This window comes from Marinomonas sp. (assembly GCF_965225885.1).
Taxonomy (GTDB): domain Bacteria; phylum Pseudomonadota; class Gammaproteobacteria; order Pseudomonadales; family Marinomonadaceae; genus Marinomonas.
This window is the reverse complement of sequence record NZ_OZ245329.1, coordinates 385371-407082: the sequence shown is the minus strand read 5'-3', so window position 1 is coordinate 407082 and position 21712 is coordinate 385371. Positions and strand designations below refer to the sequence as shown.

The 21712-nt window shown below is 43.5% G+C and carries 17 protein-coding genes and 1 tRNA gene; 13 read left to right on the top strand and 5 right to left on the bottom strand.

All coding sequences use genetic code 11. The features are described 5' to 3' along the window. Window positions 1–6: 6 nt before the first annotated feature. The 3 genes from ftsE (at window position 7) to rpoH (ending at window position 2682) form a co-directional block, all read left to right on the top strand. A complete protein-coding gene (gene ftsE / locus ACO05V_RS01875) occupies window positions 7–678 on the top strand; it encodes a cell division ATP-binding protein FtsE (protein WP_421846932.1) in 672 nt (223 codons plus the stop codon). Beyond that, complete coding sequence (gene ftsX, locus ACO05V_RS01870) at window positions 678–1685, top strand: permease-like cell division protein FtsX (RefSeq protein ID WP_421846930.1); 1008 nt, start codon at window positions 678–680, stop codon at window positions 1683–1685. The genes ftsE and ftsX overlap by 1 nt, the downstream gene beginning before the upstream one ends. Window positions 1686–1815: 130 nt before the next feature. Beyond that, window positions 1816–2682, top strand: a complete 867-nt coding sequence (rpoH, locus tag ACO05V_RS01865) for an RNA polymerase sigma factor RpoH (RefSeq protein WP_072839451.1) — start codon at window positions 1816–1818, stop codon at window positions 2680–2682. Window positions 2683–2774: 92 nt separating this feature from the next. Here the strand turns inward: rpoH and ACO05V_RS01860 are convergent, their stop codons facing one another. From ACO05V_RS01860 to metK, 5 genes are all read right to left on the bottom strand, one after another. After that, a complete protein-coding gene (locus ACO05V_RS01860) occupies window positions 2775–3635 on the bottom strand; it encodes an energy transducer TonB (RefSeq protein WP_421846928.1) in 861 nt (286 codons plus the stop codon). A 7-nt stretch (window positions 3636–3642) separates the two neighbouring features. After that, window positions 3643–4590 carry a glutathione synthase gene (gene gshB / locus ACO05V_RS01855; protein ID WP_421846926.1) on the bottom strand — a complete coding sequence of 316 codons (948 nt, stop codon included), beginning with the start codon at window positions 4588–4590 and terminating at the stop codon, window positions 3643–3645. A 261-nt stretch (window positions 4591–4851) separates the two neighbouring features. Beyond that, window positions 4852–6354, bottom strand: a complete 1503-nt coding sequence (locus ACO05V_RS01850; RefSeq protein WP_421846924.1) for a TolC family outer membrane protein — start codon at window positions 6352–6354, stop codon at window positions 4852–4854. 100 nt (window positions 6355–6454) lie between these two features. Continuing rightward, window positions 6455–7201, bottom strand: a complete 747-nt coding sequence (locus ACO05V_RS01845) for a 16S rRNA (uracil(1498)-N(3))-methyltransferase (RefSeq protein WP_421846922.1) — start codon at window positions 7199–7201, stop codon at window positions 6455–6457. Between the two features lie 118 nt (window positions 7202–7319). Continuing rightward, window positions 7320–8483 carry a methionine adenosyltransferase gene (metK, locus tag ACO05V_RS01840; protein ID WP_100188658.1) on the bottom strand — a complete coding sequence of 388 codons (1164 nt, stop codon included), beginning with the start codon at window positions 8481–8483 and terminating at the stop codon, window positions 7320–7322. A gap of 385 nt (window positions 8484–8868) precedes the next feature. Between metK and tkt the strand changes: the two genes are divergently transcribed. The 10 genes from tkt (at window position 8869) to trmA (ending at window position 21575) form a co-directional block, all read left to right on the top strand. Further along, complete coding sequence (tkt, locus tag ACO05V_RS01835) at window positions 8869–10869, top strand: transketolase (protein ID WP_421846920.1); 2001 nt, start codon at window positions 8869–8871, stop codon at window positions 10867–10869. 111 nt (window positions 10870–10980) lie between these two features. Next, window positions 10981–12000 carry a type I glyceraldehyde-3-phosphate dehydrogenase gene (locus tag ACO05V_RS01830; protein WP_421846918.1) on the top strand — a complete coding sequence of 340 codons (1020 nt, stop codon included), beginning with the start codon at window positions 10981–10983 and terminating at the stop codon, window positions 11998–12000. Between the two features lie 46 nt (window positions 12001–12046). Further along, a complete protein-coding gene (locus ACO05V_RS01825) occupies window positions 12047–13210 on the top strand; it encodes a phosphoglycerate kinase (protein WP_421846916.1) in 1164 nt (387 codons plus the stop codon). A gap of 297 nt (window positions 13211–13507) precedes the next feature. Next, complete coding sequence (gene fba / locus ACO05V_RS01820) at window positions 13508–14575, top strand: class II fructose-bisphosphate aldolase (protein ID WP_421846914.1); 1068 nt, start codon at window positions 13508–13510, stop codon at window positions 14573–14575. A gap of 138 nt (window positions 14576–14713) precedes the next feature. Continuing rightward, window positions 14714–14798: transfer RNA gene (locus ACO05V_RS01815), tRNA-Leu, on the top strand. A gap of 191 nt (window positions 14799–14989) precedes the next feature. Beyond that, a complete protein-coding gene (locus tag ACO05V_RS01810) occupies window positions 14990–16093 on the top strand; it encodes a substrate-binding domain-containing protein (protein WP_421846912.1) in 1104 nt (367 codons plus the stop codon). Continuing rightward, entirely contained in the window at window positions 16081–18675 is a 2595-nt protein-coding gene (locus ACO05V_RS01805) for a hypothetical protein (protein WP_421846910.1), read from the top strand. Before ACO05V_RS01810 ends, ACO05V_RS01805 begins: the two co-directional genes overlap by 13 nt. Beyond that, window positions 18672–19367, top strand: a complete 696-nt coding sequence (gene mtnN / locus ACO05V_RS01800; protein ID WP_421846908.1) for a 5'-methylthioadenosine/S-adenosylhomocysteine nucleosidase — start codon at window positions 18672–18674, stop codon at window positions 19365–19367. The genes ACO05V_RS01805 and mtnN overlap by 4 nt, the downstream gene beginning before the upstream one ends. Before the next feature lie 3 nt (window positions 19368–19370). Beyond that, complete coding sequence (locus ACO05V_RS01795) at window positions 19371–20363, top strand: hypothetical protein (RefSeq protein WP_421846906.1); 993 nt, start codon at window positions 19371–19373, stop codon at window positions 20361–20363. Between the two features lie 108 nt (window positions 20364–20471). Further along, the gene (trmA, locus tag ACO05V_RS01790) at window positions 20472–21575 is read left to right on the top strand and encodes a tRNA (uridine(54)-C5)-methyltransferase TrmA (protein ID WP_421846904.1); all 1104 of its coding nucleotides are present in this window, start codon (window positions 20472–20474) and stop codon (window positions 21573–21575) included. The last annotated feature ends 137 nt before the right edge of the window (window positions 21576–21712 follow it).

Here is a 21712-nt window from a genome sequence, read left to right as displayed (position 1 = left end):
ATTAGCGTGGAAATCGAATTTCAACGAGTGGGTAAAAAGTACGAGAGTGGACAAGAAGCATTGTCGCAGGTGAGCTTTCATTTGCAGCAAGGTGAAATGGCTTTCCTTACTGGGCATTCTGGTGCGGGTAAAAGTACCTTAATGAAACTCATGATGATGATCGAGCGCCAAACTTCGGGGCAAATTTTGGTGGATGGTGTCGATCTGCGCACCTTGAGTCACCGAGCAATTCCTCATCATCGACGTCGAGTGGGTGTGGTGTTTCAAAACCATCAGTTGTTATTAGATCGAAATGTCTTCCATAACGTTGCCTTGCCATTACAGGTAAGTGGTGCCGATCCTCAGCAAATTGCCAAGCGAGTGCGTGCGGCGTTGGATAAAGTCGGCTTGTTAGATAAAGAAAAATACAACCCCATGGCGTTATCAGGTGGTGAACAACAGCGTGTTGGTATAGCGCGAGCCGTAGTGAATAAACCGCAATTATTATTAGCCGATGAGCCGACCGGTAATTTGGATCCTAAATTGTCAGCAGAAATAATGAATCTATTCCAAGAGTTTAATCGTGTTGGCGTGACCGTCCTAGTTGCCAGCCATGATTTAGCGCTGGTTGCGCGCATGCGTCATCGAGTATTGACGCTAAATCAGGGGCGAATGGTGAATGACGGAGGGTTTGGTTGATGGTACAGAAGCCAAATCAACGAGGTGCGACCAGAGAGTCGATTAAAGCGACCAAACATAATTGGCCTGCGCGAACGTCTTTTAGCCCGAGTAAGTATTTTCGTCAACATCAAACCACATTGACTGAAAGCTTTATGCGGCTGGTGAATTATCCGCTAGCTAGTGTTATGACGGTGATGGTGATTGCGATTGCCTTATCTTTACCGGGTGGTTTGTATGTTTTGCTGAAAAATGTGCAATCCGTGACGGACCAGTGGGAACAACAATCGGTCATTACCTTGTATCTATTTCCTAACTTAGAAGACACGCAAGCACTTGCCTTGTCACATCGTCTTTCTGCGCAAGCAGATATTGCGTCGGTGGAATATATTTCTAAGGAAGAAGGTCTTCGATATTTTGAACGTTCTAGTGGTTATGAACAAATAATGTCTGCATTGCCTGAGAACCCTTTGCCGATTGTTCTGCGTGTCATTCCTAAACAAGCGGTAGATATTACGACGTTATCGAGCTTGCAGGCTTTGCGAGACCAGTTGGCCGCACAAAAAGAGGTGGATTATGCAGAACTTGATGCACAATGGTTACAGCGTCTTGCGAATATACTGAGTTTTGGCCAACGATTTGTCTATGCTTTATCGGTTTTGTTGGTGGTTGCTGTGTTGCTAATTGTTGGCAATACCATTCGTATGGCGGTGGAAAGTCGTCGTGATGAAGTCTTGGTGATGAAGTTGGTTGGTGCAACCGATGCATATATTCGTCGACCATTTTTGTATATGGGTTTTTGGTTTGGTGTATTGGGCGGTTTTTTCGCCAGCCTTTGTATTCTCTTACTTAGCTGGTGGGTAAGTGCGCCAGCAGAACGATTGATTGATCTCTACCAAAGCGGTTTTCAACTGCAGACTTTTAATGCAGATGAGATTGTTTTATGTTTAACTATTAGTGCATTTATTGGTGTGTTTGGTGCGTGGATTGCTGTTAACCGACATATCACGACTATTGAGCTGCAGTGACAATGAAAGGCTAATATCACAACTAAGATAATAGCCACGATTTATTCACATTTATGTCACACACAAGCAAAATTTACTTGTTAGTATTTTGTCATACACAGTATGAACAACTAGAAAGGTGGAAATAGAGATGGGTAAAGCTCTCCAGCCTACGGACATGATGATTCCAGGTCAAAACCTTGAGTCCTATATACAAGCCGTCAGCAGAATTCCGATTTTAACCGCAGACGAAGAAAAAGCGTTGGCGGAACGTCTGTATTATCAAGAAGATCTTGAAGCAGCGCGTACCTTGGTTATGTCGCATTTGAGATTTGTTGTACATATTGCGAAAAGTTACTCTGGATACGGTTTAGCACAAGGTGACCTTATTCAAGAAGGCAACGTTGGCTTGATGAAAGCGGTTAAACGCTTTAACCCAGAAGTCGGTGTTCGCCTTGTATCCTTTGCTGTGCATTGGATTAAAGCTGAAATTCATGAATTTATTCTGAAAAACTGGCGCATTGTTAAAGTGGCGACAACGAAAGCACAGCGTAAAATGTTCTTCAATTTGCGCAGTGCGAAAAAGACCTTGTCTTGGTTCAGCAACTCAGAAGTTGAATCTGTTGCCAGTGATTTAGGTGTGACGCCAGAAGTGGTTCGCCAAATGGAAGGGCGTTTAAGTTCTTCTGATATGGCGTTTGATGCTTCTGCAGACGATGACGACGACAGTGCTTTCCAAGCACCTTCACAGTACCTAGAAGATCATCGTTCAGATCCTGCGACCTTGCTTGAAAATGGTAACTGGGAAGAAGACTCCAATCAGCGTCTAGAAGTCGCGATGGCAGACCTTGATGAGCGTAGCCGAAATATTCTAGTACAACGTTGGTTGTCCGATGCTAAATCAACCTTGCATGAATTGGCCGATGAATATGGTGTTTCTGCTGAGCGTATTCGTCAGCTTGAAAAGAACGCAATGAAGAAAATTCGCCTTGCAATGGGTGACGGTCAATTTGATTGATCGTTGTGCTTAGCCAGCGAAAACGACTAAAGCCCTCTGTGTGAGGGCTTTTTTTGTGTCTATGGTTTTTTATACTTTCTGACTTTGTATGTTTACTGGCTTTGTAACTGATTGCCTGGGACAAATCGCCATGTACGAATGATTTCCAGTTTATCCACTTCTTTCTTGAGTTCGCTAGGGAAGACCTGAAAAGGTTCTGCTAGACGAACAATGCGCATGGCAGCATCGTCGAGCACTCTAATACCAGAGGAATGCAATACTTCGATATCATCGACATATCCGTTCGGCTGTATAATAACGGCTAAGCGTAGTTCTCCATATAGATGGTTGCGTTTTGCTTCTTCTGGATAGTGGATATTCCCGATGCGTTCAATACGGCGTCGCCAATCATCTAAGTATTGCGCATCTATAGCTGCTTTGGCGGAGACTGACGTTAGTCGGCGAATTCTTGGTCGCTTGGCATAGGATTGGCGCTGTTGGTCTAATAGTGCTTCTAAGGTGGCTATGTCGTTGGTTATATGGCTAGGAATCTGGGTTTCGCCACGAAACTTTTCTTCTAGCGTTTTAGGTTCATTTTCAGATTCATTGATGATTTCAAATACGGCTTCTTGGTCTTTGGTTGCCAGTAAGCTTGGTTCGTCGATAGGTTCGGCAGAGGCGAGTTGCGGCTGTACGGGAGGCGATATTTCTTGAATGGTATCTGATAAAAAGCGCGCGTCTTCTGTTGTGGTGAGTTTCTGTTTGCGTAGTTCTGTACCGCTGGCTTGCTGATTGGCCTGAGCAATGAAGTCTGCTTCGACAGGCGCTTTTGTTGTATGCTGAACGAGAGTCACCTCTAGCGTTTTAGGCTTTGGTGCCGGCAATGCGAAATCGAAACCAACAATCATCACCATTAGCACATGAAGGCTAATGGCAATGAAAAGCGCGATAGAAAATTTATCTATTACTCGCATGTTGATATTACTGAAGACGTTTTTCTATGGCTTCTATCAACATCATGGCGATATTTAGGTCGAACTGAGTGTCTAGCTCACGAACGCAGGTTGGACTGGTGACATTAATTTCAGTGAGGTAATCACCGATTACGTCTAAGCCGACAAACATTAAATTCTTTTCTTTCAATGATGGGATAACTTGCTCGCAAATCCAGCGATCTTTATCTGTAAGAGGTCGGCCTTCACCACGCCCACCAGCGGCTAAGTTGCCACGGGTTTCGCCGGATGCTGGAATGCGCGCTAGAGCAAACGGAACAGGTTCACCATTTACCACCAAAATACGCTTATCGCCGTCTTTGATTTCTGGGATGAATTTTTGCGCCATGATTTGCTCTACGCCCATGTTGGTTAGGGTTTCAATAATCACGCTGACGTTTGAATCATCGGGTTTGATACGAAAAATCGAGCTGCCGCCCATGCCGTCTAATGGCTTGAAAATAACGTCGCCTTGTTCTTTGTGGAATTTTTTCAGCAAGTCTGCACGTCTTGTCACTAAAACAGGTGGGCAACAATGCGGGAACTGAGTAGCGAAGAGCTTTTCGTTGCAGTCACGTAAGCTTTTTGGATCATTGACCACAAGTGCGCCATCTCTTTCTGCTTGTTCTAGAATCATGGTGCTGTAGACGAATTCACTATCAAAAGGTGGATCTTTGCGCATTAAGATCACATCCATATCACCCATGGCCATTTTCGTTTCTTCGCCAAGATCGTAAAAGTGTGCTGGGTCTTTATAAACGCTTAATGGGCGAGTCATGGCGTAAGCTTTGCCATTGTCCAAAAATAAGTCTTTTTGCTCCATGTAAATGAGTTGCCAGCCTTTTTCTGCAGCAGCCCATAGCATGGCGAGAGAGGTGTCTTTTTTGTAGTTTATGGATGAGATTGGGTCCATAACAATGCCGAGTTTGATAGTCATAAGGCGGTTCCTAAAGCGAAAGCAACGTTTTAGTGCTTTGTTCAATATTGATAGTGGTTGATGCTATAGAAATATGGGGGCGCTGAGAAGAAAAAACACCCATGATTTTCAGATAGTTGTTGCGAAGAGTAAGAATATGGCAATTAGCTGACGGTATGAAAAAAGAGTCTGTCGTTCCGCGTAATTAAAAGCAGAATTATTAGGTGCAACAAATAGCTGTTATCTTAATGATTCTGCTTTTAAGAGAAGAATTTTCTCGATCTACCAATTACCAGAGCTCCCATTCGCATCCAAGAATAGCTCACTTTCTTGTGTTTTTTCTGTATTTGTCTGGGTTGGCTTTGGCGAGAACACATCAGGGTTCTCTTTGATTGAGCTTTCAGCTGCTTTTAACTCGTCGGTGGCTGTCGGTTCTGGTGCTGGCGGCGCTTTGGCTTTATCGAATTCATCGTTGAAACCAAGGAGTTGTGGGCGATAAATGCGAAACGCGCGCATCAATTCTCCTTTAGCATTAAATAAACGGAACTCAGAAAAAAGCTCATCGTAGTCGGCGTTTACGTAATCTTGGCGAGCTTGGAACAGCTCGTTTTCGCTGTCTAATACATCCAGCAGAGTGCGACGGCCCAGGCGAAACTGTTTTTCATAGGCGATTTGTGATTCTTTTGTCGCGATGACGTATTGTCTAATGTGTTCTTTTTGTCCTGTGGTGGCTTCAAAGGCTGCCCATGCCAAGCGAACGGTAAGTTCTGTGTCTCTGATGGTTTTGCGTTGAATCTCGGATGCTTGAATATTTTGTTGTACAGCGGCTTCTTTTTTGCGTTTGTGTGTGCCACCGCTGTATAAGTTATAGTTTAACCGCACCATGGCTAATAAATCTTCACTCGGTCCTATTTTGCCATCTAAATTATTATTCCATGTACGCTCTAAGGCAAAATTAATCGTCGGATAGTTGTCTGCATCGGCAATTTTCTGGTTACTTTCTGTTGCGGCAACGTCCCAATGTGCCCCTTCAATGGAAGGATTTTTTTTCAAAGATTCATTTATTGCCGAGTCGAGATCTTTTGGTAGCAAATCTTTATCTGGAATCGGATAGATTAAATCGTTTGGGGGCATTTCTCCGACGATATTTTTGTAGTTGCTTTGCGCATCTTGCAGGTTGTTAATGGCAGCAAAATAATTAGCATGTGCTTTGGCAAGGCGCGCAGTTATTTGGCTAAGGTCAGATTGGCGGCCAATGCCAGTATCACTTTTTAATTTGATTTGTCCGTAAATCCGCTCGTGTGTTTTTAGATTTAAATCGGCAAGACTGACAAGCTCTCGGTAGCGTAAAATATTAGCGTAAACTTGAGCCACTTCTAGTGCTGTATTTTCAACTGAAATTAACGCACCCCAACGATCAGCTTCAGCCTCGCTGTTTAGGCGTTCGACGTCATTTTTTGTTGAAAAGCCGTTGAATAAAGGCTGATTAAGGGAAAGTGTGAGTTCTCGACGAGTAAGATCAACATCGTTGGTATTGGTGTTATCAGCATAGGTCGTTTCACGTCCTATTCCAGCGGAGAGATTTGCGCTTGGATAATAACCAGCGCGATTAGCTATCTCGGCACTTTCTTTAGACTCTCGATATTTGGCGATGGCCTGTCTAACTTTCGGGCTATTTTCTATTGCCATGTATGTGGCTTCTTCTAGTGTGATTGCATGTGCCACAGCAGGTAGAAACGTTGCCCCGAGATAGACAGTGCAAGTCAAAACTATTCGATAAAACATGTAATCATCTACCCTTTTTTATATCTTGCGAGAATGGTAAGGCTATTTAAACGCTGAATATGTAGCGATTCTGTTAGTTCTGGCATTATATCGAAATGTATTAAATATCCCCCCAAATAGCATTAATAACGCTGAGAGCCACGATGGGAGCCGTTTCTGTCCGAAGTACTCTAGGTCCTAGAGTGATGGCATTAAATCCTGACTTTTCAGATAGTTGGACTTCTTTTTCAGTTAGCCCTCCTTCTGGTCCAATCAATAAAACAACGCGATTATTTGTTGGTTTTTCGTATTGACTAATCGCTTTTGCGCTATGGTGATGCAAAGTAAGTTTTAACATTTCGTTACATTTCTCAACCCATTCGCTCAATTCTATGGGGGGATGAACAATAGGGACGATAGCTCGACCACATTGTTCTGCTGCGCTAATCGCCACTTGCTGCCAATGTTGTTGGCGCTTTTCTGCACGGCTGTCTTGCAGTTTTACTTCACAACGTTCACTGAAAAGTGGCTGGATAGCAAATACGCCCGCTTCAACAGATTTCTGAATGGCGTAATCCATTCGTTCGCCTCTAGACAGTGTTTGTCCAATTGTGACTTGGATTGGGGATTCATTATCCAGTGCTTCAAAATCTGTGACATGAACGTTAGCGGAGCGTTTTTCAACATCGCACAAAGTGGCGTTAAATTGACCGCCTTTACCATTAAACTCTCGGCCATTAAAAACACGAATAGGATGGTCTGATTTTAGACGCAATACTTTGCAAAGGTGTTGGAAAGCCGAATCAGGTAAGGCAAGGGTAGTATTCTCGTTGAGTTCTGTGTCGATAAAAATTCGTGGAATACGCATGTTTTGCCTTATGTTTTCGAGAGTATTAAAAAAATAGAAATAAAAAAGCCTTCTTCTGCACGGGTTACCTAATTAAAGAGTAACGCAGAAGAAGGCTTTATAACGGAAAACCAGAAAATTATAAACCAGCAGCTTTGCGTAATGCGTCCGCTTTGTCGGTTTTTTCCCAAGTGAAGTTTTCACCTTCACGACCAAAGTGGCCGTAAGCCGCAGTTGGTAGGTAGATTGGACGTTTCAGATCGAGCATTTTAATAAGGCCAGCTGGGCGCAATTCGAAATGCTCGCGAACCAATTGCGAAATCACGGCGTCGCTTACTTTGCCTGTACCGAATGTATTGATACTGATAGAGGTTGGCTCAGCAACACCGATGGCGTAAGAAATTTGAATCTCACACTTATCAGCAAGGCCAGCGGCAACGATATTCTTAGCAACATAACGACCAGCGTACGCAGCAGAGCGGTCAACCTTGGATGGATCTTTACCAGAGAAAGCTCCACCGCCGTGACGAGCCATGCCGCCGTAAGTATCAACGATGATTTTACGGCCAGTTAGACCACAATCGCCAACCGGGCCGCCAATGATGAACTGACCTGTTGGGTTGATGAAGTATTTAGTGTCTTTTGATAACCACTCGGCAGGAAGAACTGGCTTGATGATCTCTTCCATAACCGCTTCACGAAGGTCCGCTTGTTTAATGGATGCGCTGTGCTGTGTGGAAAGGACAACGGCATCGATAGCGCATGGTTTGCCATTTTCGTCGTAACGGAAAGTAACTTGGCTTTTCGCGTCTGGGCGAAGAAAATCTAAGGTACCGTTTTTACGAACTTCTGCTTGGCGTTGAACCAAACGGTGTGCGTAAGTGATTGGGGCAGGCATTAACACGTCAGTTTCATTGGTTGCAAAACCAAACATCAAACCTTGGTCGCCAGCGCCTTGCTCGTGCTCGCCCGCTTCGTCAACGCCTACTGCGATATCAGCAGATTGTTTACCGATAGCGTTCATAACCGCGCAAGATTCCCAGTCGAAACCCATGTCTGAGCTGTTGTAGCCGATTTCACGAATAACGCCACGAGCGATTTCTTCAATGTCGACCCATGCGTTGGTACGAACTTCGCCAGCGACCAGCACCATGCCAGTTTTTACTAGAGTTTCGCAGGCAACACGTGCTTCTGGATCTTCTGCCAAAATGGCATCAAGGATGGCGTCGGACACTTGGTCGGCGATTTTATCTGGATGGCCTTCAGAAACGGATTCTGAAGTAAATAAAGAATATTCTGACATGTTTAGTGCCTCAATCAAAAATGATGGATAAGCGCTAAATAGGTATAAAAAACCCCGCTTAGCAATGTTTATATTTCAAAAAAAGCTAAACAGGTGATATTGCTTCTGTTTAGCTGAATTTATATACCGTCCGCAAGCCGAAACAAATCGACGCTTTTAAGTAGTGAGAATAATGAACTAGAGCTGTTTAAATATCAACCCGATCTGTGGATTTTAATGAGGCAAAGGGCGATTTTTTTGTTACGATGGTTGAGATTTTTATGTAATTTCATTTTCTTTGCCCAATGTTTGGGCGTCACGGTGGTGCCAGCATTGCAAGGTGGCTCTATCCTGTAGAGAATGTCCTTTCTATTTTGTTCGTTAAGCTATCAGGAGTGGAATAACCATGCCGTCTCGTAAACAACTTGCTAACGCCATACGTGCATTGAGTATGGATGCCGTACAAAAAGCTAACTCAGGTCACCCAGGTGCGCCAATGGGTATGGCGGATATCGCTGAAGTGCTATGGAACGATTTTCTAAAGCACAACCCAAATAACTCAAAATGGGTTGATCGCGACCGCTTTGTGTTGTCAAACGGCCATGGCTCTATGTTGATTTATTCTTTATTGCATTTGTCTGGTTATAAATTGCCAATTGAAGAGCTAAAACAATTCCGTCAGCTACATTCTAAAACGCCTGGTCATCCAGAATACGGTTACACCGATGGCGTAGAAACCACAACGGGTCCTTTGGGCGCTGGTATCAGTAACGCGGTAGGTATGGCGATTGCTGAGAAGACTCTAGCGGCACAGTTTAACCGTGAAGGTCATAACATCGTTGATCACAACACTTACTGCTTCCTTGGCGATGGCTGCTTGATGGAAGGTATTTCTCACGAAGCGTCTTCTTTAGCGGGTACGTTGGGGCTAGGTAAGTTGGTCGCGTTTTGGGATAACAACGGTATTTCTATCGATGGTCATGTGGAAGGCTGGTTTACAGATAACACCCCACAACGTTTTGAAGCTTACGGCTGGCATGTTATTGCTGACGTCGATGGACATGATCCAGAAGCGATTAAAGCGGCGATTGAGGCGGCAAAAGCGGAAACCACTAAGCCGACTCTTATTTGTTGCAAGACGATTATCGGTTTTGGTTCACCGAATAAATCTGGAAGCCACGATAGTCATGGTTCACCACTTGGTGACGCGGAAGTTGCCGCTGCTCGTGAATTCCTAGGTTGGCCTTACGCTCCTTTCGAAATTCCTGCCGATGTTTATTCTGGTTGGGATGCGAAAGAAGCGGGCTCCGCTCGTGAAACGCAGTGGAATACTCAATTTGAAGCATATAAAGCGGCTTACCCTGAGTTGGCTGCAGAGTTTGAGCGTCGTGTCATTAAAGGCGAATTGCCAGCGGATTTCGAAGCGAAAGCACAAGCTTTCATTCAAGAAAGCCAAGACAAAGGCGAGAGCATTGCGAGCCGTAAAGCGTCTCAAAATGCGATTGGTTTCTTTGGGGCTATGTTGCCAGAATTACTAGGCGGGTCTGCGGATCTTGCCGGTTCTAACTTGACGTTATGGTCTGGCTCTAAAGGTATTCAAGACGATCCAGCGGGTAACTACATTTACTACGGCGTTCGTGAATTTGGTATGAGCGGCATAATGAACGGCGCTTCTTTGCATGGTGGTTTTATTAACTACGGTGCAACCTTCATGATGTTTATGGAATACGCGCGTAATGCGGTTCGTATGTCTGCTTTGATGGGCATCCAAAACGTATTTGTTTACACGCACGACTCTATTGGTCAAGGCGAAGATGGTCCAACTCACCAACCAGTAGAACAATTGGCTAACTTGCGCATGACACCAAATATGTCTGTATGGCGTCCATGTGATGCGGCGGAAACCGCCATTGCTTGGAAAGCAGGTATCGAACGTCGTACTGGCCCAACCTCTTTGGTTTTCTCTCGCCAAGGTTTGCCTGCGCAAGCGCGTGATGCTCAGCAATTAGCGAATGCTGCGAAAGGTGGTTACGTACTGAAAGATTGCGCTGGGACACCTGAGCTTATCTTGATCGCTACGGGTTCTGAAGTGGGTCTGGCAATGGACTCTGCGGAAGCACTAACAGCGAAGGGTACGAAAGTGCGTGTGGTTTCTATGCCATCTACGGATGTCTTTGAAGCGCAAGATGCTGCGTATAAAGAGTCTGTACTACCAAGCAGTGTGACTAAGCGCGTTTCTATAGAAGCGGCTCATACTGATTACTGGTACAAGTACGTGGGCTTCGAAGGCGCTATGGTGGGTATGACGACTTTTGGTGAGTCGGCTCCTGGTGGCGATCTTCTGAAGTACTTCGGCTTTACAGTGGACAATGTGGTTGCGACTGCTGAGAAAATTTTAGCCGTGTAATCTCGTTGCTTGATAAGAAAAGAGGTGTACGTTTGTATGCCTCTTTTTCCTTTTATTAAGGCGGAGGGTGATGATTTTAGGTCACTTTCTTTGCGATGAAGTAGTAGGAATATGTTGCGAGTCGCTATCAATGGTTATGGTCGTATCGGACGCTCGGTATTACGAGCGCTCTATGAGAACGGCTACCGCGATCACATTCAAGTGGTTGCTATTAATGAATTGTCTGATATTGAGACAATCAGTTATCTTACGCGCTATGACACGACTCATGGCCGCTTTCCTCAGTCTGTTTTGACTCAAGGTAATGCGTTGCTTATCGGCGACGATGCGATTTTGTGTTTTTCCTGTGCGACGCCCGCTGAATTTGATTGGTCATCTCTTGAGTTAGATATGGTACTTGAATGCTCTGGTAGCTTTTCTGGACGAGAGGGTGCACAAGCCTATTTAAATGCCGGTGTTCCGAGAATGTTGCTTTCGCAGCCGGCAGCGGCAGATGTTGATGCGACGATTGTGTATGGTTTTAATCATCAGGACATTCAGGCGGATCACAATATCGTTTCGGCGGCATCTTGTACCACGAATTGTTTGATTCCGGTTTTAGATATCGTTAAGCAATTCTCCGGTGTGGCGCACGGTATGACGCAGACAATTCATTCTGCTATGAATGATCAGCCAGTGATTGATGGTTATCACACGAAAGACTTGCGTCTGACTCGGGCTGCCTTGAGTTCGATTATTCCTGTCGATACAGGATTGGCGAGAGGTATTGCACGGATGATGCCAGAACTTGACGGAAAAATGGGTTGTAATGCGGTGCGTGTGCCAACATTAAATGTCTCGGTTATTGATTTAGTATTACGCACGGAACAAGACGTGACCGTTGAGCAAATCAATGGGCAGTTAGAGCAAGCAGCAAATTCAAAATACGCAGGGTTAATGGGTTTTACCAAAGAAGCGCATGCGTCGGTGGATTTTAATCATGACCCGCGTTCAGTGATCATCGATAGTACGCAAACCCAAGTAATTGACCAGCGAATGGTAAAGTTACTATGTTGGTTTGATAATGAATGGGGCTACGCTAACCGTATGTTGGATGTGGCTAAGTATTGGGCTGGTGTGATTAAGCAGTAATATTTATGTTGATACACCGCAAGGTTAAATAATGAGGACACTGTAAATGACCGTAATAAAAATGAGTGAAGTAGATCTAAAAGGTAAGCGAGTATTAGTTCGTGAAGATCTGAATGTGCCAGTAAAAAACGGAAAAATAACCAGTGATGTGCGTATTCGTGCTGCATTGCCAACAATCCAATCTGCTCTAGCGGCTGGCGCTAAAGTGATGGTGATGTCTCATCTTGGCCGTCCAACAGAAGGCCAATACGAAGAAGAGTTTTCTCTACAACCTGTAGCAACGCATTTGGCGGGTTTACTGGGCCAAGACGTTCCACTTGTAAAAGATTGGTTAGACGGTGTTGAGGTTGAAGCAGGCCAACTCGTTCTGGTGGAGAATGTGCGTTTCAACGTCGGCGAAAAGAAAGACGATGAAGCCTTGTCTAAAAAAATGGCAGCGTTGTGTGATGTGTTTGTGATGGACGCATTTGGTACGGCTCATCGCGCTCATGCTTCAACTCATGGTGTAGCGAAATTTGCACCTGTTGCGTGTGCTGGCCCTTTATTAGCGGCGGAGTTGGAGGCATTGGGTAAAGCGCTTGATAACCCGGCTCGTCCTTTGGTTGCAGTGGTTGGTGGTTCAAAAGTTTCGACTAAATTAACTGTATTGGAATCATTATCTAAAATTTGTGATCAGCTGATTGTTGGTGGTGGCATTTCAAATACATTTGTTGCAGCTCGTGGCTACAATGTCGGTAAGTCGTTATATGAAAAAGACTTGATTCCGCAAGCGCAAAAATTAATGGCTGATTTGGATATCCCTGAAGTGACGGATGTTCGTGTGGGAACTGAATTTTCTGATACCGCAGTTGCAACGATTAAACCAGTTGATCAAGTGGCTGACAATGAAGAAATTATGGACTTAGGTCCGGACTCAGCTCAAGTTCTTGCTGACATTTTAAAGAATGCTAAAACCATTTTATGGAACGGCCCATGTGGTGTTTTTGAGTTTGATAACTTTTCTAAGGGCACAGAAGTTGTTGCTCAAGCTATTGCTGACAGCGATGCTTTTTCTGTTGCAGGTGGCGGAGATACGTTAGCCGCTATTGATAAGTACGGTTTGGCTGACAAAATATCCTATATTTCCACTGGTGGCGGGGCGTTTTTGGAATTTGTTGAAGGAAAAGTGTTGCCAGCGGTTGCGATGTTAGAGTCTCGCGCGCAAAATTAGTATCAAAGAATGGCAAAGATCGTTCTAAAGCGCTTTATAAGTAATAAAAAGGCGAAAAGCCTACTTCGTTAACACCGTTAGATGCTAAATATTAGTTGTGCTGAAAACGGTGTAGGCGAAAAACAAAACTAGAGAGTGACCTACTCGGCGCAAGTCGAGTATGACAATAACGATAAGGCGTAAGCCACATGACCTGCGATAAGCAGTGTCATGATTATAAAATCACAGAGTTAACTAACACCATAACTCTGTTCGTTATAAATACAATATAAGACAAATTGTCAGAGGAAACCTTTTATGCCTTTAATTAGTATGCGTCAACTGCTCGACCACGCAGCAGAACACAGCTATGGTTTGCCAGCCTTCAATGTGAATAACATGGAGCAAGTTAAGGCGATCATGGAAGCAGCTCACGAAGTAAATTCACCTGTTATCATGCAAGCCTCAGCTGGTGCTCGTAAATACGCTGGCTCGCATTTCTTGCGTCACTTGATTGCTGCTGCAATTGAAGATTATCCGCATATCCCTGTTGTGATGCATCAGGACCATGGCACGTCTCCTGCTATTTGCCAACGTTCTATACAGCTTGGTTTTTCGTCTGTCATGATGGATGGTTCTTTGATGGCTGACGGTAAAACTCCTGCGACTTATGACTACAACGTTGACGTAACTCGTCGCACTGTTGAATTCGCACACGCATGTGGCGTATCTGTAGAAGGTGAGTTGGGTGTGTTGGGTTCTCTAGAAACAGGTCAGGCTGGCGAAGAAGACGGTGTTGGCGCTGAAGGTATCTTGTCACATGATCAAATGCTGACAGATCCACAAGAAGCCGTGGATTTTGTTAATGCCACTGGTATTGATGCCTTGGCTGTAGCGATCGGTACCAGCCATGGCGCATACAAATTTACGCGTCCACCGACTGGCGATATTCTTGATATTGAGCGTATTGCGAAAATCGTAGAGTTGTTACCAAATACTCATATCGTGTTGCATGGCTCTTCTTCTGTTCCACAAGATTGGCTGTCTATCATCAATGAGTTTGGTGGCGATATTCCTGAAACCTACGGTGTGCCGATTGATGAGATCGTTAAAGCGATCCGTTACGGTGTTCGTAAGGTCAACATTGATACAGATTTACGTTTGGCAGCAACTGGCGCGATTCGCCGTAGTTTGGCTGAACACAAAGGTAACTTTGATCCACGTAAATACTTAACAGAAAGTATTAAAGCAATGAAGGCGGTTTGTATTGATCGCTATGAAGCATTTGGTTGTGCCGGCCAGGCTTCTCGTATTCATACGATGGATCTGGAAGAAATGGCGGTTCGTTATGAACGCGGTGAATATTCCGACGGACGTATTTTTTAAGCTTTGCTTTGAAGTAAGTGACGTTTAATAAAATGGCGGACAAATATAGGTTAAGGAAAATATTTTTAAGTTTTTAATAAAAAAGCAAAAAAACTATTGACCGAGAAAATCAATTGCCTATAATGCTCGCCATTCCTTGCGGGAGTGGTGGAATTGGTAGACACGCTGGATTTAGGTTCCAGTGCTTCACGGCGTGAGAGTTCGAGTCTCTCCTTCCGCACCAAATTTAAAAAAGCTGACTTTATGTCAGCTTTTTTTTTGCCTGAAATTTATCTTAACTTCTTTCTTCTTCGTTATGACGTGTATTTAAAACGATATTTATCGTGCTGAATCGCATTTTCTTGTTCCTGTTATCATCAAAGTTCGTTAACTTGGTTAGAATAATTTTTCTATGATGTTTCATCGGACTCGGTAATGCGAAGGCTTCGTTCTTTTTTTATATGGATTGTTCTAGGCAGCGCGGCTTTCAACGTACAAGCCGCTAATATGGCGCTTGATCTTATGGATAGTCAGGACTTCTATCAGTTGATGCCTAGACAAGGTCCTTTGGCTGAACAATTCACTACGATAGTTAATTCTCCTCCTAATCCAATACGTGTGTCTCAAAAGCAGGCGGCACGAATTGCTTTGCTGTTGTTTGGCGATATCAATTCTCTCGAAAATAGATCAATTTTAATGACGTTTAGAAAGCGTATGCGAGAATTAGCGATTGATTATCGTTTAGACACTTACGCTCTACCTGCCGATCAAGATAGCGATTTATCGCCTTATTTTAAGGTGGCGGATGCGCAACCAGATTATATTATTATGACTCAGTTGGGCTTTGTACAACGTCGTTTTTTAGAGAAATTCTTACGTGCCAGTAAACCAAAAGTTATTTTGTACGATTTTGCTACGCCATTAACGGATTGGATGAATCATTCCCCATTAATGTATATCGGTTTTGATCAAAAGAAAGCAACGGTTATGTTGGCTAGCTATCTAGAGCGTCAGCTGCCGCCTGAGACAAACATTTCTGCTTTGGTTTTGCCAACTGGTTATCTTGGTCATATGCGCTGTGATTTATTTCTCGACGAAATGCAGAAGTACAATCGTCATGTCAGTCGTATTAGAGCAGTATCGGATGATAAGGCCAGCGCTTTTGAGGCTGCTCAAGTATTATTAAAAGATAATCCGTCAGACTTTATTTTTAGTTGTTCACAGAATATTTCTGAGGGCGTTGTTGCGGCACTGCAAGCCAAAGGCTTTAATTCTCAGGTACAAACGAATACTTGGGGACTGTCTTCTAGCGGTATAGTTGATTTAGAAAGCCACAAAGTAAAAGCGAACGTGCTTTTTATGAAAGATGATCTCTCTATCGCGGTGGCAGAAGCGATTAAGTTAGATCTTGAAGGAAGGAATATGCCAAATCTTTATGTTGCTAATTCTATTCTTGTACCTGCAGAGTTAGATTCGGAAAGTTTACGCTTGATGGTACAGCAAGCTTATCATTATTCGGTTGATCTATGGCTGGAGTAACGATTAGTTTACAGGACCGTTTGCGCTCAACGGTGCTTATATTGGCCTGTGTTGTTTTTATAGCTGTTACCTTGATGACTCTATATTTCATTGAGGTGTTAAATCAGACTGCTGCGGAGCAGAATTTGGCATTGAAGCATCGTGTTGTTGAGCAAGCTTTTAATGGCTATCTGGCGCGTGCTGAAGATGAGATGAAATTCATTGGTCAAGATCTCTCATTGAGTAATTATACCGCTGGGCGTGAGCTAGATTTGCTGTTTAGTCACCATGAAGTGTTGTTTTTTGGTGGATTGGATTTTTTCTATATTGAGTGGATGGATGGTAAACACTCGATGGATCCTAGGGCGCGTTTGTTTACTAAGGTGGATTTGCAATCAGTATTAGGTAAAGGGCTCATTAACCGATGGGCGTCTATTGTGACGCAAGACAACTCTATCTTGCTAATGTTTAAAAAGAAGTTACTTTCGTCTGATCAAGAAAATATTGGTTTTTTGTATGGGTTTATCTCCTTAAACGATAACTTGACGTTGGCAAATGAGTTGCTTGAAAGTGCTCAAGTAAGTGCTGTACGAATTTATGATAATGCTCATAATCGTATCTTGCTTGAAGAGCATAAAACCGGAGTGGATCTGTCAGGTTCAACATTGCATTCTCGCTTACCTTTGGTGTCGCCTATACAAGCAGACTTACAATTAGAAATCATTCAAAAGCACTCTTTTTCTTCGGCTGTTTTAATCAATGCGTTGCCTTTAATTGCTGGAGTTGGTGTTGTTTTATTTTTTTCTTGTTTTCTGTTATTTCTCCAAATCAAGAAATTGATTTTCCAGCCTCTTGAAGCGATTGTATATCGCAACGAGGAAGCTTTATTACCATACAGCGAGTTGCAGCCAATACAGTTACAAAGCCATCACTATAAAGCTTTTATTGATGCCAAAGAGCGCAGGTTTAAGCTTCTTGCCGAATCGATACACAGTGCGATTATTTTTTGTACGGAAGTGGCAGAAGTTGAGTTGATTAACTCGGAAGCAAAGTGCCTTTTTCCTGACGCAGACAAAGCGCGAACGCTTTTTGATTTTATGCCAATTTCTTGTCACCAACCGATTCAAGAAGCCCTAAAAGGTGATGTCGGTATTTCCTTTGAGTTAACCCACAATAGTCTAGGTCGAATATATCAATGGCAAGCGTATTCATTTAAGAATGAGAGCGACTATCGAGGTTTGTTACTGGTAGGGCAAGACGTGACCCAAGAAACCAGTTTAACCTGGCAATTGGAGCAATTGCAGCCGCTGTCATCTGCCTTACAAAAGAAAGTAGACTCGGATGTTATATTGAATGAACTGACATATCTTTCTTTATTGCCGAGTTATATTGATGCCAAGCACCTACAAGGTTGGCTCGTTCTATTGATCTCTGTATTAGATGATATTAGTGACCTAGACACTGAGGTGTCTTACCTGCCAATAGGTGATGTTTTTTGCCAAGAAAGCGCTCGGGTTATGGCGGCAATGGGGGTGGAAGCGAATAGAGTGTTATTGGATTGTTCGGTCAGGTCTGGTTCAAGAATCGTCGCTGTGGATACAAAGTTCAGAAGTTTGATTCGTGTTTTATTTATGATGGTGATGTCGAATGACATGGCAGAGCGTCGTTTAACGATTCGATTCAATGGTGCAGAACTTGAGATAATAGCAATGCATGACATGGCTTTCCGACCTCTCTTTTACTGGATGATTAAAATGCTGTTAGAGTCTCTTGGAGGACAACAAAAGACCTTACAAAATAATGCTCTACAACTTAATTTAGTAACGCAAGCAAATGAATATAATTCTCAACTCAAGCCGTTACAGCCCAATTTGGTCATGGCTTGGGTTGCAAACGATTATCCTAACCCCGGTGCGATCAAGGGCACTTTAGTGAGGCTTGGGCTGCAAGTAGAAGAATACGTTTCAACGGACAGTTTTTTTACCCACTCTAGTGCAGTCATAAGATTTAATGCGGTATTGATTGGCTGCGATAAAGACGTTGAGGCCCAAGCTGATATGACCCGAGCTCTTAAGCTCAAATATAACCGTAATGATCTTCCTATTGTTTGGCTTAATAGCACCTTGCCGGTTGAAGTAGATCCAGATGTTTTTACCTTGCAGGGATGCTCATTTGATTACAATTTACATCAGGTATTGGCGAAAGCATGTGAGTTAGAGGGAATTGTCCCTACTCATTCTAATAAACACGTTTTGTCTTGGGTGATGATTGGCGGGAGTCGTGTCTCAAAAGCAATTTGGTATTCAGAGTTAGAGAAATATGATTTAGAAACTCAATGGTTGGTAGATTTATCCAATTATCATGTGGTGTTGTCCTATCATCCTGATGCGGTGGTGGTGTTGCTCGAGCCTCAGCCACAGACGCTTTTACTATCAATTCAGGCTGCTTTTCCTGCAATTCGATTTTTTTCGCTACAAAGCTGGCCTGAAATGCCTTATAATGTGGCACTTTTCGATATGAAGCAGCCTTATTCTGGCGCTCAAATACGATTATTTACACAAGAAATTATGCAACAAAATACAAATTTGAGGAGCAATGAATGAGCGTAATAGGATTAATTGGAGCCATGGACGAAGAAGTTGCTGTTATCAAGGCGTGGATGACGGACGTTCGTGAGCAAAGCATTGCGGGTTGTGATTTTTTTGTTGGGCATTTTGAAGGTAAAGACGTTGTTTTGCTGAAATCTGGTATCGGTAAAGTAAATGCTGCGGTTTCTACTACTTTGCTGCTGTCTCAGTTTAAGCCTGAATATGTCATCAATATTGGTTCTGCTGGTGGTTTTGATCCTGAATTACAAGTTGGTGATGTGGTGATATCCGATCAGGTTGTTCATCATGATGTGGATGTGACGGCCTTTGGTTATGTAATGGGTCAAGTCCCCAATATGCCTGCGACTTACGCTGCTGATGAGGTTTTAGTTAATCAGGCCAAATCTGCTCTGCAAAAAGTTACTCAAGTACAAGCAAAAGTGGGCTTGATTGGAACGGGTGACAGTTTCATGAACGATCCTGTTCGAGTTGAAACGGTACGAGCGACGTTCCCTGAATTGGTTGCTGTTGAAATGGAAGCGGCCGCTGTAGCGCAGGTTTGCTATAAGTTTGGTACGCCGTTTGTTGTTGTACGTTCTTTATCTGACATTGCTGGTAAGGAATCACCTCAAAGTTTTGAAGAATACCTGAAAGTCGCGGCTGAAAATTCTTCGTTGATGATTCAGCAAATGCTTAAAGGTTTCTAAATTATGCTGTTGAGTAAGGGGCAAAGAACAGGGATTTGTTTGGTGGCTTGTTGGCCCTTATTCGTGTTTTCCGCAGAAAGCGCCACGGAACCTCAGGCAGAACCTATTAACAACGAAGCGGATGACACTTCATGGTGGTTATATTCCCATGAGCGTGTTTCAGAGACGATTGGTGATTGGTCTAAAAGTATTGATACCTTCCTGTCTGGAAAGCAAAGTCAAAGTGATCAACGTTCTGATAGTAATTTACAGATTCGATTTGGCTCGGTGCTGAGTGAAGAGGAAGGCGAGCGCTCGGGTTTTTTTGAATTTCGTACTCGACTGAAACTTCCCAATACGCAAGACAGATTACGATTGATCATTGAGTCAGAGCCTGACTCTTTAGCGCCAGAAAGCTTGCGAGGTGAATCCGCCCAGCAAAATAGCGTGGTTAACTCTGCGCTGAAATCCAATGTATCAGCCGCCATTCGTTATATGAAAGAAGATATTGGCTTGGATATTGACACTGGTATCCGAGTGGACTTCCCTCTGGATCCTTTTATACGATTTCGCTTTAATCAAAGCAGCAGAAAAGAACAGTGGAGCTGGAAGCAGAGCCAAGAAGCCTTTGCTTATTACTCAAAAGGCATTGGGGCGCGTTATGGCATTGGTGTGGGCTATGTGGTGAGCCCAAACCTAAACTTAGGGAGCGATTTTAGTGTGACCTGGCTCGACAAAGAAGGCGAGTTTTATGGTCGAGAGGATTTCTATGTACAGCACCGTTTGGATGAAAATAACCGCATCGGTTATCAGCTAAGCTTTCTTCAGTCTGGTAAACAATCTCTCGACCCAGAGAGCTTCTTGTACAATTTACAATATGAGCATTTACTTTATAAAGACTGGTTAATCGGGCAGGTGATTCCTCAATTTACTCATGAAGCGGATGATGATTATGATGGAAAGTTTTCACTTACCTTGTCTTTAGCCATTTTGCTTGGCCCCAAATACCTTCATTAAGCGGATTGGCTAATTTCACTGTTTGTTTGTGTGCGATTAGATTTGTATACAGGGAACTCGTATAATGCCGCGCTTAATCAGTATCGATCGCTTCCAAGAGAATCAGCCATGAGACCGGATCAAATCCAACCAGAAATGTATGAAAAGCAGCTGCAAGATAAGCAAGCTGAATTAGCCAAATTAATGGCGACTTTGTCATTACCTGAGATGGAAGTGTTTGCGAGTAAGCCGACTCATTACCGCATGCGAGCTGAGTTCCGTATTTGGCATGATGGCGATGATTTATATTATGCGATGTTTGATTCTGCCGATCCTAGAACGCCGATTCGTACCGATCAATTTCTCGCAGCATCTAGTCTTATTAATGAGTTGATGCCAAAGCTGCTTGATGCGGTTCGGGATATTCCTGTTTTACGTTACAAGCTCTTTCAGGTGGACTTTTTAACGACGACTACCGGTGAAGCCTTGATCAGCTTGCTTTATCACAAACCGATTGATGATGAATGGAATGCCGCCGTACAAGAGTTAAACGATGTCTTTCCTGCTTGCCATTTTATTGGTCGTAGCCGTAAGAAAAAGCAAATTATCACTCGTGATTTTGTGATGGAAACGTTAACTGTCAATGGGCAGAAGTTTCATTATCAACAAGTTGAAAATAGCTTCACTCAGCCTAATGCTGGTATCAGTGAAAAAATGTTAGAGTGGGCGCTGGATGTCACGAAAGACGCCTCGGGTGATTTGTTAGAAATGTATTGTGGTAATGGTAACTTTTCTATTCCTCTAGCTCGTCGTTTTGATCGCGTTGTTGCGACCGAAATCTCGAAAGTGTCAGTTAATTCTGCGCAGCTAAATATTGCTATCAATGGCATGCATAATGTTCAAGTGGTTAAAATGGCCAGTGAAGATGTGTCCGCTGCTTTGAATGGCGACGTCGAGCTGCCTAAGAGCTTGGTTCAAGCGGGCGTCAGCGAGCTTACTCCATCGGTGGTTTTGGTTGATCCACCACGCGCAGGCTTGGATGATGCGACGGTTGAATTGATTCGTAAGATAGACTCCATTCTTTATATTTCTTGTAATCCTGAAACACTGAAAGCAAATTTAGAAGCCCTGTCGAGCACCCATGAAGTGGTTCGATACGCCATGTTTGACCAGTTCCCTTATACGCATCATGTTGAAACTGGCGTGTATTTGCAGAGAAAAATACAAGCGTAATAGGATGAACTAGGCTGCTATGAGGATTGCTCTTCTCATAATGAAAGACTTTCCTCTAGCGGCATTAGGTTACGTATTATTCTGTGTTAAGATACTGCAACTTTTTCCCCCACCACCAAAGAGAAGTCGAACGAGCC

Excerpts from the sequence above, each read along its gene's own strand:
- trmA (WP_421846904.1), top strand. The coding sequence starts at position 20,472 with ATGAGACCGGATCAAATCCAACCAGAAATGTATGAAAAGCAGCTGCAA.
- ACO05V_RS01850 (WP_421846924.1), bottom strand. The coding sequence starts at position 6,354 with ATGTTTTATCGAATAGTTTTGACTTGCACTGTCTATCTCGGGGCAACG.
- mtnN (WP_421846908.1), top strand. The coding sequence starts at position 18,672 with ATGAGCGTAATAGGATTAATTGGAGCCATGGACGAAGAAGTTGCTGTT.
- tkt (WP_421846920.1), top strand. The coding sequence starts at position 8,869 with ATGCCGTCTCGTAAACAACTTGCTAACGCCATACGTGCATTGAGTATG.
- rpoH (WP_072839451.1), top strand. The coding sequence starts at position 1,816 with ATGGGTAAAGCTCTCCAGCCTACGGACATGATGATTCCAGGTCAAAAC.
- ftsX (WP_421846930.1), top strand. The coding sequence starts at position 678 with ATGGTACAGAAGCCAAATCAACGAGGTGCGACCAGAGAGTCGATTAAA.
- ACO05V_RS01795 (WP_421846906.1), top strand. The coding sequence starts at position 19,371 with ATGCTGTTGAGTAAGGGGCAAAGAACAGGGATTTGTTTGGTGGCTTGT.
- ACO05V_RS01805 (WP_421846910.1), top strand. The coding sequence starts at position 16,081 with ATGGCTGGAGTAACGATTAGTTTACAGGACCGTTTGCGCTCAACGGTG.
- gshB (WP_421846926.1), bottom strand. The coding sequence starts at position 4,590 with ATGACTATCAAACTCGGCATTGTTATGGACCCAATCTCATCCATAAAC.
- ACO05V_RS01825 (WP_421846916.1), top strand. The coding sequence starts at position 12,047 with ATGACCGTAATAAAAATGAGTGAAGTAGATCTAAAAGGTAAGCGAGTA.
- fba (WP_421846914.1), top strand. The coding sequence starts at position 13,508 with ATGCCTTTAATTAGTATGCGTCAACTGCTCGACCACGCAGCAGAACAC.
- ACO05V_RS01845 (WP_421846922.1), bottom strand. The coding sequence starts at position 7,201 with ATGCGTATTCCACGAATTTTTATCGACACAGAACTCAACGAGAATACT.
- metK (WP_100188658.1), bottom strand. The coding sequence starts at position 8,483 with ATGTCAGAATATTCTTTATTTACTTCAGAATCCGTTTCTGAAGGCCAT.
- ACO05V_RS01810 (WP_421846912.1), top strand. The coding sequence starts at position 14,990 with ATGCGAAGGCTTCGTTCTTTTTTTATATGGATTGTTCTAGGCAGCGCG.
- ACO05V_RS01860 (WP_421846928.1), bottom strand. The coding sequence starts at position 3,635 with ATGCGAGTAATAGATAAATTTTCTATCGCGCTTTTCATTGCCATTAGC.
- ACO05V_RS01830 (WP_421846918.1), top strand. The coding sequence starts at position 10,981 with ATGTTGCGAGTCGCTATCAATGGTTATGGTCGTATCGGACGCTCGGTA.